This window comes from Collinsella sp. CLA-ER-H4 (genome assembly GCF_040092395.1).
Lineage (GTDB): Bacteria > Actinomycetota > Coriobacteriia > Coriobacteriales > Coriobacteriaceae > Collinsella.
The window spans coordinates 452,616-466,452 of record NZ_JBBNLQ010000001.1; the positions used below are offsets into that span (position 1 = coordinate 452,616).

The following is a 13,837-nucleotide window of genomic DNA, read 5'->3' on the forward strand; positions in this document are numbered from 1 at the left end:
TGCTGGTCAAACCGCAAAACAGTCCCTATTTCACCGCAACTTATTCGTGGCCTTTTGGGTGGTACTTAGCGCCAGGGGTCGGCTTCGAACAGCGGCTCGCGCTCGGGGCGGCGATCGCTGTAGGGATCGTAACCGTCATCGTCCTCGTTCTCGGCGCGGATATAGGGGTCGCGCGGCTTGGGCGCGGGTTTGGGAGAAGCCTTCGGTGCGACCGGCGCGACGGGCGCCGCCTCAGCCGCCGGTGCGTTCGTCTTGTTCTCGTCTTTCATCTGCATAGCTCCTTGCCATGTGCTCATGTTCAACACCATCGATTGTCGCACGAAAAAGGGCGGCGGACCCAATCGGATCCGCCGCCCTTGGCGTTCGGCTCAAAAGGCAGATTTTAAGGCATGGCCCAAAACCTACTCGGCGTCGGGGACCTCGTAGGTGGCCGCCGGCGTGTTGTCGCACACGACGGTAAAGCCGCCGTCCTTGTCGACATCGACCGTCACCTGATCGCCCTCACGCACCGTGCCATCGATGATAGCGGCGGCGATGGCATCCACGACCTCGCGCTGAACCAGACGCTTGAGCGGACGGGCGCCAAAGACCGGGTCCAAGCCGCCCACGGCGAGCATCTGCTTGGCCGCCGGGGTGATGGCAAGCGTCATGCGCTCCTTGGCCAGACGCGCGCGGACGTCGGCGAGCTGGATGTCGACGATCTTCTCGATCTGCGCCATGCCGAGCGGATGGAACACCACGATATCGTCGATACGGTTGAGAAACTCGGGGCGGAAGGTCTGAGCCATGGCCGCGTCGACCTGATGGCGCATCTCCTCCTCGTCCTTGCCGGAAAGCTCAGCGATAGCCTTGGAGCCCACGTTAGACGTCATGATGATGATCGTGTTCTTGAAGGATACCTGGCGACCCTGACCGTCGGTCAGACGGCCGTCGTCAAGCACCTGCAGCAGCACGTTGAAGACATCCGGGTGAGCCTTCTCCATCTCGTCGAGCAAGATCACGGAATACGGACGACGGCGCACGGCCTCGGTGAGCTGGCCGCCCTCGTCGTATCCCACGTATCCCGGGGGCGCACCGATCAGACGCTGGACGCTGAACTTCTCCATGTACTCGGACATGTCGATACGCACGAGTGCGCGCTCGTCATCGAACAGGCACTCGGCTAGAGCCTTGGCGAGCTCGGTCTTGCCCACGCCGGTGGGGCCCAGGAAGAAGAAGCTGCCAATGGGCTTGTCCGGATCGGAGAGGCCCGCACGGCTGCGGCGCACAGCTGCGGCGACGGCGGAGACGGCCTCGTCCTGGCCGATGACGCGCTTATGCAGCTCACCCTCCAAGCCCTTCAGCTTGTCGAGCTCGCCCTGCATCATCTTGGAGACGGGCACACCGGTCCAGGCGCTCACGACCTCTGCGATCTCATCGGAGGTCACCTGTTCGTTGAGGCCCTCGCCGTCCTGCTGCTTTTGCGCCTCGAGTGCAGCCTCGGAATCCTGAATCTGCTGCTGCAGACCCGGGATCACGGAATAGCGCAGCTCGGACGCACGGCCCAGATCGCCATTGCGCGTTGCGCGCTCCTCTTCGCTCTTGGCCTCGTCGAGCTGGCCCTTAAGCTCCTGCACGTGGTCGATGGCGTTCTTCTGGTTGAGCCAGCCGGCCTTTTGCACGTTGAGCTTTTCCTGGACCTCGGCGATCTCCTGGCGCAGGGCCTCCAGACGCTCCTTGGAGGCGTCGTCGGTCTCCTTCATGAGCGCCTGCTCCTCGATCTGCAGCTGGGTGAGCTGGCGCGTGGTGGCGTCGATCTCGACCGGCATGCTGTCGAGCTCCATGCGCAGGCGGCTTGCCGCCTCATCGACCAGGTCGATGGCCTTGTCGGGAAGGAAACGGTCGGCGATATAGCGATCGGAGAGGTCGGCGGCGGCCACGAGCGCGCTATCGGTGATGTGCACGCCGTGGAAGATCTCGTACTTCTCCTTGAGACCACGCAGGATCGAGATGGTGTCCTCGACGGTAGGCTCGCTGACCATCACGGTCTGGAAACGACGGGCGAGCGCCGCGTCCTTCTCGATGTACTTGCGGTACTCGTCGAGCGTGGTCGCGCCGATCGCATGCAGGTCGCCACGGGCGAGCGCAGGCTTGAGGATGTTACCGGCGTCCATGGAGCCCTCGGTGGCACCCGCGCCCACGATGGTATGAAGCTCATCGATGAACAGGATGACCTTGCCCTCGGATTTCTGTACCTCCTTGAGCACGGCCTTCAAGCGGTCCTCGAACTCGCCGCGGTACTTGGCACCGGCGACCAGCGCGCTCATGTCAAGCTCGATGAGGTCGCGGTCACGCAGGGTGCTCGGAACGTCGCCGGCCACGATACGCTGGGCGATACCCTCGACGATGGCCGTCTTGCCGACGCCCGGCTCGCCGATGAGCACGGGGTTGTTCTTGGTGCGACGGGACAGGACCTGGATGGTACGACGGATCTCGTCGGTACGGCCGATGACCGGGTCGAGCTTGCCGGCACGGGCAAGGTCGCAGATATTGCGGCCGTACTGCTCCAGCGCCTCAAACTGAGTCTTGTCCTCGGCAGACGTCACGCGGTCATCGCCACGCAGTTCCTCGTAGACTTGCTCGATGCGCTCCTTGGTCACGCCGGCGTCGCGCAGAACGCGGCCGGCCTCACCCTTGTCCTCGGCAAGTGCCATCAGCAGATGCTCGGTCACCACAAAGCTGTCGCCCATCTTGGTGGCCTTCTTCTCGGCCTTCTCGATGACGCGGACGAGCTCATTGGAAAGACCCATCTGCTGGCCCTCGCCCGAAACCTTAGGCGCATGGTCGATGGCATCCTGCGTGGAGCGTGCGAGCTGGGCCGGGTCGGCACCGATGCGCTCGATGATCACGGAGATATTGCGCTCGCCGGCACCGAGCAGGGCAGACAGCAGGTGAATCGGCTCCACCGCGCCGGCCTGCGCGTCAGCAGCCGTGCTCATGGCGGTCTGCAGTGCCTCGCGCGACGTCATTGCTAGCTTATCGATTCTCATGGAATCACCTCTCTTGGGGCGGCCGCCCTACGGGGCGGCTTCACGTTGTTCGAGAAGTATTGTTGCCAGGTTTGTACGATCTTATACACAAATCTAAGTCTCTATATATAAGATTTTCTGAGTGATTGAGAGGTAGGGGTAGGCACGCTCACCCATTGCGGCCTCGTCCCCTTACTATCTCAATCTGTAACATCTAGCGACTGTTTATGGCTCCAGATGTTACAAATCAAGATGAAATGATCAACAGCGCCCGTTTGTCTCAATCTGTAACATCTAATCGGCAAATTAGGGTCTAACTGTTACAGATCGAGACAAACCGAGAATCACCGCAAAGGGGGCAGGCACCTTTGCGGTGATTCTCGGTTTCGACGGCCAGCTGTCACACGTTATGAGATTAAAATTGAATTGTTAGCTGAGATTATTCATTTGTCATCGAGCTTGCCGGCTCTTTGTCTCGAGGAGCGCATATGAAGCCGCCTCATTCCACCGGTCGCAACGTCATCGCCATTCTCGCCGTACCCATCGTGATGCTCTTCCTTATCGCCATCACGCCTTTTTCCCTTGGCATCGCCTCGCCCTTCGATTTATGCGGAATGGTCGACGCCGGCTCGCGTGCCACCTCGCTCTCCTTTGTCTGCCGTGGCGTGTTCTACGAATATGCAATTCCCACCGGAAGTTGGCAGTCCAAGTTACCGTTGCTCGGCAAGGTCGACGGATGCTCCCCCTATTTCTGCCTTGAACCTCAGGCGCTAAACTATCTGATCGACGACCAGCCACTCGACTCCATCACCCTCGCCTACGACTACGCGCCAAACACCGATGAGCGCCACATGAACCAAGTCCTCGACAAGCTGCTTGGACAGTGCGGGCTCACCGCGGAAGCCGGTCGAACCATCTATAGCAACCGGAAATTAAAGCGAACAGAACTCCGCCGTGTCGGAAAAATCAAAGGGCGAAACGGGGCCGCCTACTGGGATGCCTGGGCAACACGCGACAAGGGCGAATTCGGACACAGCACCTATATGGTCACTGTCTACACCAAAGACGGAATTAAGGACAATGTTGACGATTTCGCGTCATCCAAACTCGGCATCCCCAAAACAACCAAACCCGCCAGCCCGGATGAAATCCTGTAGGGACGCTCATTAGAATGTCGTTCAACGAGCACGGCAACATCGAGCTCGCCCCCCACCACCACAAAGGGGACAGGAGCCTTTGTGGTGATCTTCGGCCCCGGCGTTCACCATCTCAATCCATAACATCTAGCGGCCGTTTTTGGGTCCAGATGTTACGGATCGAGATGAATTGTTCAGCGGTGCCCGTTTATCTAGATCTGTAACAACTACTCGGCAAATAAGGGTCTACCTGTTACAGAACGAGACAAACCGCGGACCACCACAAAGGTGCCTGTCCCCTTTGTGGTGGTTTTCGACAAAAAGAAACCGCCCCATTAACAGAGGCGGCATCAAGCGAGTCTATTTATTAGCGCCCCTCAAGACCCAACGAAAACGCAGCGATGGAATCGAGAACCGACAATAGCCCGTTCGCACAGATAGAGGCGGAGATTCAAGGTCAGAGTCCGGCTTAAACGGCTTAGCTATCGCACGTCACAATGTTCTCGTCGTCCTCCCTATCGTATTTATAGTGCTTACTGTGAAAATAGTGAGTTTAGTGAGAATAGTATCGCTCAAGACTCGTGGACTGAATTATTGACCTCTCGCCCAGAATGAGTGGGGCAAATATTCCTATTAGAGGTCAAATCGAAGCCCAATAGGGCCTTTTCGCCCCGTCATTTCGACCGATCGCTTTCTTTTGAATATTGTCGTAAGCTGGTATCACTTATCTTAATGAATGCATACTGTTTGCGAGGTACCCGCCGTGAAACGCTCCACCTATATCGGCCTGCTCGTCTTAGCGTTTGCAATTACCGCAGTCGGCGTGGGCATTATCTATCTCGCATTTCTCCCTGCCTCGGCAACGCAGGCGGCGGTTGAAACCGTAAGCTACCCCATCGAAATCCTCACCGATATCGTCAAACCCGATTCGATCACCGTCGATTTCGACGGTACGCCCGCAGCGCTTGGGGTCAGTAACTATCCCCGAATCGAACTTGGAGCCACGCGCTATACCCAAGATGAGCAGCTTATCGGCAAGGCAACCAGTTTACTCAAAGGCAAGACGTTTAAGCGATGGTACGGCGCCGCAATATATCGAGCCAAGAATGGCCAAATGGTTGGCGGGTATCATTCGACCCTTGAGCTCGATGCGGCAAACGGGAGCAAATTGTGCAACGTCTCATACGACCCCGGCTGCGTGGACAATGAAGGACCGGGGGTCTATATCTCGGATGGCAACGTGATCTACGTCATGGAAGGCGACCAGACGGCAGTCGTCGATTTTATGGATCGGTGTACCGAGGATGCCTACGAACAAACTTGCGAGCCCGATCCACAGACAGCGCGCGACAGTGGCTCAGCACGCACTTGGCTATTTGACGATGAAATAACCTGGGCCCCATCGAAATAAGGACCCGCCAGGCAGGCACCTTTGTGGTGGTTTCGGTTCCGATGTTCCACTGTCTCGATCTGTAACATCTAGCGGCCCTTTTCAATCCTAGATGTTACAGATCGAGACAAACAGAAGACACCCGAATCGAAAATCTAAATCTGTAACACCAGGCCCACTTTTAGCGGCCAAGATGTTACAAATCGAGACAAACGGAACCACCACAAAGGTGCCTGTCCCCTTTGTGGTGGTTTTCGACAAAAAGAAGCCGCCCCGATAACAGAGGCGGCATCAAGCAAGTCTATTTATTAGCGTCCCCCAAGACCCAACGAGAACGTCGCGGTAGCCCCGGACACACCTTTCCCTCGGGCGACCCTCGCGAAGCGCGTGAGCACGAGGGAAAGGTGTGTCCGGGGCGTACAGCAACGTTACTCGGCAGCGGCCTTGAACTTGTTGTAGTTGATCAGGCAGCCGGCCTTGACGATGGCACGCTCCTCTGCCGTCATATCGGCAATGTAGAGCTCAATCTGCTCGACCGCACCGTCGGCACGCACCACGTAGGCGGCGATGTCCTTTAGGTCGCCATCGAGCGCGGCGCGGATACCCGGCACAAAGACGTAATCGCCCACCTCAAAGTTGGGCTCTGCCTCCATCTGGAAGGGCACCATGCCCCAGTTCATCACGTTGGAGCGATAGCGCTTGGTGGCGTACTCGTGGACGATGTTTGCCAGACCGCCAATTACGCGCTGGCAGCTCGCGGCCTGCTCGCGGGCAGAACCGTCGCCGGGCTTCTTGGCGTAGAGCATGGAGCCGTACTCGGTCGCCTTGGCATCGGCCGCGACACCGGCGCCGGCCAGTGCCTCAAACACGCCGGCAAGCTCGGCATCGAGTACCGCCAGGTCGCCTGCAGCCTCGCCGGCCACGCGGCGTTTCTCCACGGCGTCGACCTCCTTGGAGCGACCCACGTAGGCCGGGTCGCGACGGCTCAGCGTAAACTCGGCCAGGCCCAGCGGGTTGGAACGGAAGGAGCTCGTCTCGCCCGAGGGAATGAGCTCGTCGGTCGTGGTGACCGGGTCCATGATCTTGGAGCACACCTTGAGCAGGATATCGTCGCCGAGAGGCTCCATCGCGGGCCACGGCTTGATGTTGGGGCCCTCGACCAGCTCGTCGGCAGGCTCCGCCTTGCCAAAGCCCCAGTACACGCGCTTTTTGTACGGCGCGTCGTCAAAGGTGTACTCGCAGGCCTCGTCCCACGTCTCCTCGGGCAGATCGGTCGCCGGCGTCAGGACGCCGCCGTTGGCAGCCGTCGCCGCAATGGAGCGGGCGTCCATCAGGGCCACGGCGCTCAGCTGGCCATTGCCCGGCTTGGAACCCTCGCGGTTGGGGAAGTTGCGCGTGGTGTGGCGGATGGACAGGCCGTTGTTGGCGGGCGTGTCGCCGGCGCCGAAGCACGGGCCGCAGAATGCCGTGCGCACAATCGCGCCGGCCTCCATGAGGTCGTAGATGTAACCACGACGCGTAAGTTCGAGCGCCACGGGCTGGCTCGTGGGATAGACCGACAGCGAGAACTCGCCGCAGCCGGTGTTGGCGCCCTTAAGCACGCGAGCAGCCTGGACCACGGAGTCGTAGTTGCCGCCCGAGCAGCCGGCGATAACGCCCTGCTGCACGCGCAGCTTGCCGTCGACGATCTTATCGAGCAGACTAAAGTGCGTCTTGCCCTCGCCGATCTTGGCAGCCTCGAGCTCGACCTCGTGCAGGATGTCCTCGGGGTTCTCGTTGAGCTCGTCAATCTCAAAGCCGTTAGAAGGATGGAACGGCAGCGCGATCATGGGCTTGATGCTCGACAGATCGACCTCGACGCAGCCGTCGTAGTAGGCAACATCGGCGGGCTTGAGCTCGCGGTAGTCGTCGCCGCGGCCGTGCATGGTCAAAAACGCGTGCGTGTCCTCGTCGGTGGCCCAGATGCTCGACAGGCAGGTGGTCTCGGTGGTCATGACATCGACGCCGTTGCGGTAGTCGGTCGTCATGCTCGCGATGCCGGGGCCCACGAACTCCATGACCTTGTTCTTGACGTAGCCCTTGGCAAAGACGGCGCGGATGATGGCGAGCGCCACATCGTGCGGGCCGACGCCGGGGCGCGGGGCACCCGTGAGATAGATGGCCACGACGCCGGGATAGGCGACATCGTAGGTGTCGCGCAGCAGCTGCTTTGCCAGCTCGCCACCGCCCTCGCCCACGGCCATGGTGCCCAGGGCGCCGTAGCGGGTGTGCGAGTCCGAACCCAGGATCATCTTGCCGCAACCGGCAAAGTTCTCACGCATAAAGGAGTGGATGACAGCGATATGCGGCGGGACGAAGATGCCGCCGTACTTCTTGGCCGCGGAAAGGCCAAAGACGTGGTCATCCTCGTTGATGGTGCCGCCCACGGCGCACAGCGAGTTATGGCAGTTGGTGAGCACGTAGGGCAGCGGGAACTGCTCCATGCCCGAGGCGCGCGCCGTCTGGATGATGCCGACAAAGGTGATGTCGTGGCTCGCCATGGCATCGAAGCGAATCTTAAGCGCCTCGGGGTTGCCAGACGTATTGTGTGCCTGAAGGATCGAATACGCGATGGTGCCGCGCTTGGCATCCTCGGGCGTCTGCGTAATGCCGCGCTCGGCGGCCTCGGCCGCAGGCACAACCTCGCTGCCGCCACGCAGGTAGATGCCGTCTTCGTACAGCTTGACCATACTGTCTCCCACTCTGCCCAAGAGATTTGGGCGCATAGCATACATTCGTTCAATATCGTGCCATAGAACGGTTGCAAGTGGGTTACGAATCTGCACGTTCACTTTATTTCGGTAAAGTAAAAGACGAGCCAAGTGTGGGACCGGCAGATTTGGCGCAAGGGTGTCCCTTTCGACTAGTCATTTAAGAACGTCCCCAATGACTACCCATAACAACGTCGATGTTTTGGCGCGGACAGCGAAAGCCCGCCAGAGCGAGCAAGGTGCCTTGAAACAAGGCGGCATTGATCTTTTGATCATGCCGCCGAAGTTGAAAGGCAGATTGCCGCTCTGGCGGGCTTGCAGCGTCGAGCCGTTACGCGGTTCGTAGAACCGCGTAACTACAAATCCCCGCCGGCGCCCAGCAGCTTGCGCATGACTTGCTCGGGGTTGACTGAGCCGTCGCGCGGGGCCAGAGCGGTAATCTTCTTCTGCATCTTGTACTCGTGCAGCTCGTCCTCGAGCTGGCGCACGCGAGCACGGAGCTTTTCATTCTCGCGCTCGCGCTCCTCGGCACGCTCCTTCATATCGAGAATGCGCACCACGCCGGCGAGGTTGATGCCCTCGTCGGTGAGCTGGTTGATGAGCTCCAGGCGCTCGATATCGGCACGCGAATACAGGCGCGTGTTGCCGCCCGAGCGCTGGGGGTTCACCAGGCCCTTGGACTCGTAGACGCGCAGAGTCTGCGGATGCATGCCGGTCAGCTCGGCCGCCACGCTGATCATGTACAGCGGTTTGTTCCTATTGTCCTCGGCCATGCTACCTGACCCCTTTCCGTCTCGTTATCGTCCATCATAAGCCCGCGGGCGCGGGGCGTGCGCCACGACCGCCCTAGTACGTCGCCTTGTAACGGTTGACCTTCTCGCGATAGTCGCGCGTGTCGGCCTCGCGCAGCCTGGTCATGGCATCGCGCTCATCGTCGGACAGGTTCGTGGGAACCTGCACCTTGATCTCGACGAGCAGCGCACCGGTGCGGCCACGGTGCTTAACGTCAGGCGCGCCCATCTCCTTAAAGCGGAACTTCTTGCCCGTCTGGGTACCCGCGGGCACCTTCAAACGGACCGTCGCACCGCCGGGCGTCGGCACGTCCACCGTGCAGCCGAGCGCCGCCTCATAGACCGAGACCGGCACCTCCATGGTCACGTCGGCACCTTTGCGCTTAAACAGCGGATGTTCCTCCACATGCGTGGTCACGACCAGGTCGCCGCGCTCGCCACCCGCAACGCCATACTCGCCGCGACGCTTGTAGCGCAGCTTGCCGCCGTCGACCGCACCCGCAGGCACCGAGACCGTGATGGTCTGCTGCTCGCCTGTCGAGGGAATGCGGTAGGTGACCTTGTGCGTCACACCGCGAAACGCGTCCTCGGCCGTCACATCGACGGTCAGCGACAGATCGCCGCCCTTGCGAGCGCGGCTGCGGCCAGCGCCGGCACCGGCAGCGCCCGCAGCCCCGGCAAAGCCTGAGCCCCAATCGCTGCCCCAAGCGCCGTTGCCGCTAAAGATGCTGTCGAAGATATCGCCCCAGCCACTGGCGCCCGCGCCGGCACCGTAGCCACCGCCATACGCGCCGCCCGCGCCCGGCATGCCGCCAAACATGAGCATCTGGTCGTACTCTTTGCGCTTCTTCTCGTCCGAAAGCGTCTCGTAGGCCTCGCTGATCTCCTTAAACTTGGCCTCGTCGCCGCCGGCATCGGGGTGATATTTTTGCGCGAGCTTGCGAAACGCACTCTTGATCTCTTTGTCGGAGGCGCTCTTGGATACGCCCAGGATGTCATAGAAGGTTTTGCCTGCAGCCATCGTAGCTCCTCTCCTGTTACGTCCGCCGTCCATGCAGACGACGGCCCATGCTTTCATATGGCACTAGGCCAGAAAGGGCCCCGGGTGTTGCCCCGGGGCCCTTCTCAATTACTCCTCGGTGCTCTCGGCCGTATCGGCCGTAGCATCCTCGGGCGCCGCTTCGGGCTCCGGTGCGGGGCGCTTCTCGCCACCGTAGGTCACCGTCACCATCGCGGAACGCAGGATGCGATCCGCCATGCGGTAGCCCTTCTGGTACACATCGTTGACGGTCTCGTCGTACTGCGATGCGTCCTCGACGCGACCCACAGCTTGATGCTCGAGCGGATCGAACGCCTCGCCCTTGGGGTCGATGGGCTCAACGCCCTCATGCGCAAACACGTCGAGCAGCTTGGCATGTACCGCGTCAACGCCATCGACGAACTGCTTAAAGTCGTCGGAAAGCTCTTGGCTGCGGGCATGGTCGATCGCGCGCTCGATATCGTCAATCACCGGCAACAGCGCGGTGACAAGCTTCTCGGTCGCGCGCTCGCGCTCGGCGATACGCTCATTGGCGGTGCGGCGACGGAAGTTCTCCCAGTCGGCCTGCAGACGGGCGGTACGCTCGGTGGCGTCCTTTGCCTTGTCCTCGGCGGCCTTCTGAGCCTCTGCCGCAGCATCGAGCTCATTGCGCACGTCGGCAAGCTCTTTCTGAGCCTGCTCGAACTTGAGCTTAAAGTCGTTGTCGGCGGCTTCTTCACCGGCGCGGATAGCGGCTTCCACCATCTCGTCCTCGGTCATCGTCGCCTCCTTGTTGGAATCCTCTGCCTGGTTCTCGGCAGCCTCGGCGGCCGGGGCCTCGTTGGCCTCGGTAACGTCTGCGGCCTCTACGGGAATCTTCACGTCCTTCTCCTCAGAGTCAACGGGGGCGGCGCCAGCGGCGGCCGCCTCCGTGCGAGCTTTACGGGCGGACATGATTATTTGTCCTCGTCGTCCACAACCTCGTAGTCAGCGTCGACAACGTCATCGTCGGCAGGCTGGGCGCCAGCGGCACCGTCGGTCTGCTGCTGAGCGTCGGCGTAGACAACCTGGGCCAGCTCGTAGGCCACGGACTGCAGGGACTCGCCGGCGGCCTTGATAGCCTCGACGTCAGAGCCCTCGAGCGCCTTCTTGGCATCGGCGATAGCGGCCTCGGCCTTGGACTTCACGTCGGCGGAAACCTTGTCACCGAGCTCGTTGAGGGTCTGCTCGGTGGAGTAGCACAGGCTGTCGGTCTGGTTGCGGACCTCGACCTCTTCCTTCTGTTTCTTGTCCTCCTCGGCATGAGCCTCGGCGTCCTTGACCATGCGATCGACTTCGTCGTCGGAAAGCGCGGTGGAGCCGGAGATGGTGATCTGCTGCTCCTTGCCGGTGCCCTTGTCCTTAGCGGAAACCTTGACGATGCCGTTGGCGTCGATGTCGAAGGTGACCTCGATCTGCGGCACGCCGCGGCGGGCAGCCGGGATGCCGGTCAGCTGGAACTTACCGAGCGACTTGTTGTCGCGGGCAAGCTCGCGCTCGCCCTGGAGCACGTTGATCTCGACGCTGGTCTGGTTGTCGGCAGCGGTGGAGTAGACCTCGGTCTTGGAGGTCGGGATCGTGGTGTTGCGGTCGATCATCTTGGTCATGATGCCGCCCATGGTCTCGACGCCCAGCGACAGCGGGGTAACGTCGAGCAGCAGGATGCCCTCGACGTCGCCGGTGAGCACGCCGCCCTGGACGGCAGCACCGTCGGCAACGACCTCGTCGGGGTTCACGGACATGTTGGGCTGCTTGCCGGTCATGGTCTTGACGAGCTCCTGGACGGCGGGCATACGGGTGGAGCCGCCGACGAGGATGACCTCGGTCAGATCGGAGAGCTTAAGCTTGGCGTCGCGCAGGGCGTTGGTGACAGGCTGCTTGCAGCGCTCGAGCAGGTCGCGGGTGATCTTCTCGAACTCAGCGCGGGTCAGCGTGTAGTTGAGGTGCAGCGGGCCGGACTGGTTCATGGTAATGAACGGCAGGTTGATGGTGGTCTGCTGGGCGGCGGAGAGCTCCTTCTTGGCGTTCTCGGCAGCCTCCTTCAGACGCTGCAGGGCCATGGGGTCCTGACGCAGGTCGACACCGTTCTCCTGCTGGAACTTATCGGCCATCCAGTCGATGACGCGCTGATCCCAGTCGTCGCCGCCCAGGTGGTTGTCGCCCGAGGTGGACAGAACCTCAAACACGCCGTCGGCGAGGTCGAGGATGGAGACGTCGAAGGTGCCGCCGCCCAGGTCGAAGACCAGGATGCGCTGGTCGGTGCCCTGCTTGTCCAGACCATAGGCAAGAGCAGCAGCGGTCGGCTCGTTAACGATACGCTTGACGTTGAGGCCGGCGATCTTGCCGGCGTCCTTGGTGGCCTGACGCTGGGCGTCGTTGAAGTAGGCCGGGACGGTGATGACGGCGTCGGTAACGGTCTCGCCCAGATACTTCTCGGCGTCGGCCTTCATCTTTGCGAGCGTCATGGCGCTCACCTGCTCGGCGGTGTAATCCTTGCCCTCGATGTCGACGACGGCACGGCCACCCTGGCCCTCCTTGACCTCGTACGGCACGGTCTTGATCTCGGAGGTGCACTCGGAGTACTTGCGGCCCATGAAGCGCTTGATGGAGAACACGGTGTTCTTGGGGTTGGTGACAGCCTGGTTCTTAGCGGCCTTACCCACGACGCGGTCGCCGTCGGCACGGAAGCCCACGACGGACGGGGTGGTGCGGTCGCCCTCGGCGTTCACGATAATGGTCGGAGAACCGCCCTCGAGAACGGCCATAGCGGAGTTAGTAGTACCAAGGTCGATACCAAGAATCTTGCCCATTAGAAATTCCCTCTCTCTTGTGCGTTTGCACCGACTCGGCGGTCTGCCGAGCGGCGCTTCGGCTTGTCTTTCAGGATTTAGTGTATCCCCTTATGGGCCGGAATATACAAAATCTAAGTCAATTCATATAAGATTTCTTATTGCTGAGAGTTTAGGTTCTTAAATGCGCAGGTAGATGCGCTGATTGAGTTCTCGGCAAATCTATCAAGATCTATGTAGAGATGGCTGAGGTTTGCGTCCGGGGGTGCCCGGGGGCCGTCTTGCGGAAAGCTCATCCCGGTTTGAGCGTGGATTCCGGGTCGCAGTTTCCGTCTGAAGGCTCAACCGGAAACCGTATCCCGTTTTGAGAGCTGATACCGGCTCGCATTTTCCGCTAGCGGGCCTAACCGGAAACTGCAACCCGTTTTTCGACAAAATAATGGGATGCGGTTTCCGCAAGCACGCTCAATCGCCCCATATTTCAAGTCACCTTTAGCTAACATTTACGCAGCTCAACGGCCCCACCTGCGTGTTTTTTAGTAAACCTTGGCATACTCGGCGAACGGTATGAAGATGCCGGTCAGAGGGTATTGCAAACGGTCGCTCCCGTGGTATGTTTTTGCCCGAATCAAACCGGCGCGCATCGCCTGTAGCGTCGGTCAACAGAGAGGAAACTACCATGGCTCATCCCGTAATTGATGCCGACGAGTGCATCGCTTGTGGCGTTTGCGTCGACTCCTGCCCCGCTGGCGTTCTGGAGCTCCAGGACGTCGCTACCGTCGCTGACGAGGACTCCTGCGTCGCCTGTGGCGCTTGCCAGGACGCTTGCCCCGCCGGCGCGATCACCGAGATCGTCGAGGAGTAACAACTCCCCCACCTGCACACTCAAAAGTACACCGTGCACAAAAAAGGAGGC

General features: G+C 60.7%; 11 protein-coding genes. 4 read left to right on the top strand and 7 right to left on the bottom strand.

Annotated elements, in window-relative coordinates; all coding sequences use genetic code 11:
* Positions 1 to 65 precede the first annotated feature (65 nt).
* Both AAAX34_RS01890 and clpB read right to left on the bottom strand, forming a co-directional pair.
* The gene (locus AAAX34_RS01890) at positions 66 to 269 is read right to left on the bottom strand and encodes a hypothetical protein (RefSeq protein WP_240125870.1); all 204 of its coding nucleotides are present in this window, start codon (positions 267 to 269) and stop codon (positions 66 to 68) included.
* Between the two features lie 132 nt (positions 270 to 401).
* On the bottom strand, positions 402 to 3,029 hold the full coding sequence (gene clpB, locus AAAX34_RS01895; RefSeq protein WP_138375308.1) for an ATP-dependent chaperone ClpB: 2,628 nt from the start codon (positions 3,027 to 3,029) through the stop codon (positions 402 to 404).
* A gap of 467 nt (positions 3,030 to 3,496) precedes the next feature.
* On the opposite strand from clpB, the gene AAAX34_RS01900 reads away from it, so the two are divergent.
* Positions 3,497 to 4,165: a hypothetical protein gene (locus tag AAAX34_RS01900; RefSeq protein ID WP_195521132.1), complete on the top strand. Its 669-nt coding sequence runs from the start codon at positions 3,497 to 3,499 to the stop codon at positions 4,163 to 4,165.
* Between the two features lie 742 nt (positions 4,166 to 4,907).
* Complete coding sequence (locus AAAX34_RS01905) at positions 4,908 to 5,555, top strand: hypothetical protein (RefSeq protein WP_349109797.1); 648 nt, start codon at positions 4,908 to 4,910, stop codon at positions 5,553 to 5,555.
* 407 nt (positions 5,556 to 5,962) lie between these two features.
* Here AAAX34_RS01905 and AAAX34_RS01910 read toward each other — a convergent pair whose 3' ends face one another.
* Entirely contained in the window at positions 5,963 to 8,263 is a 2,301-nt protein-coding gene (locus tag AAAX34_RS01910) for a hydratase (RefSeq protein WP_349109798.1), read from the bottom strand.
* 196 nt (positions 8,264 to 8,459) lie between these two features.
* Here AAAX34_RS01910 and AAAX34_RS01915 point away from each other — a divergent pair, with 196 nt between their 5' ends.
* On the top strand, positions 8,460 to 8,630 hold the full coding sequence (locus AAAX34_RS01915) for a hypothetical protein (protein WP_349109799.1): 171 nt from the start codon (positions 8,460 to 8,462) through the stop codon (positions 8,628 to 8,630).
* A gap of 10 nt (positions 8,631 to 8,640) precedes the next feature.
* On the opposite strand, the gene AAAX34_RS01920 is transcribed toward AAAX34_RS01915, so the two are convergent.
* The 4 genes from AAAX34_RS01920 to dnaK all read right to left on the bottom strand — a co-directional run bounded on the left by AAAX34_RS01920 (position 8,641) and on the right by dnaK (position 12,942).
* The gene (locus AAAX34_RS01920; RefSeq protein ID WP_006235210.1) at positions 8,641 to 9,057 is read right to left on the bottom strand and encodes a helix-turn-helix transcriptional regulator; all 417 of its coding nucleotides are present in this window, start codon (positions 9,055 to 9,057) and stop codon (positions 8,641 to 8,643) included.
* Between the two features lie 73 nt (positions 9,058 to 9,130).
* Positions 9,131 to 10,096, bottom strand: a complete 966-nt coding sequence (locus tag AAAX34_RS01925; RefSeq protein WP_349109800.1) for a DnaJ C-terminal domain-containing protein — start codon at positions 10,094 to 10,096, stop codon at positions 9,131 to 9,133.
* A gap of 108 nt (positions 10,097 to 10,204) precedes the next feature.
* A complete protein-coding gene (locus AAAX34_RS01930; RefSeq protein WP_349109801.1) occupies positions 10,205 to 11,047 on the bottom strand; it encodes a nucleotide exchange factor GrpE in 843 nt (280 codons plus the stop codon).
* Positions 11,048 to 11,049: 2 nt separating this feature from the next.
* The gene (gene dnaK, locus AAAX34_RS01935) at positions 11,050 to 12,942 is read right to left on the bottom strand and encodes a molecular chaperone DnaK (RefSeq protein ID WP_006235214.1); all 1,893 of its coding nucleotides are present in this window, start codon (positions 12,940 to 12,942) and stop codon (positions 11,050 to 11,052) included.
* A gap of 658 nt (positions 12,943 to 13,600) precedes the next feature.
* Between dnaK and AAAX34_RS01940 the strand changes: the two genes are divergently transcribed.
* On the top strand, positions 13,601 to 13,786 hold the full coding sequence (locus AAAX34_RS01940) for a 4Fe-4S binding protein (RefSeq protein WP_006235216.1): 186 nt from the start codon (positions 13,601 to 13,603) through the stop codon (positions 13,784 to 13,786).
* Positions 13,787 to 13,837 lie beyond the last annotated feature (51 nt).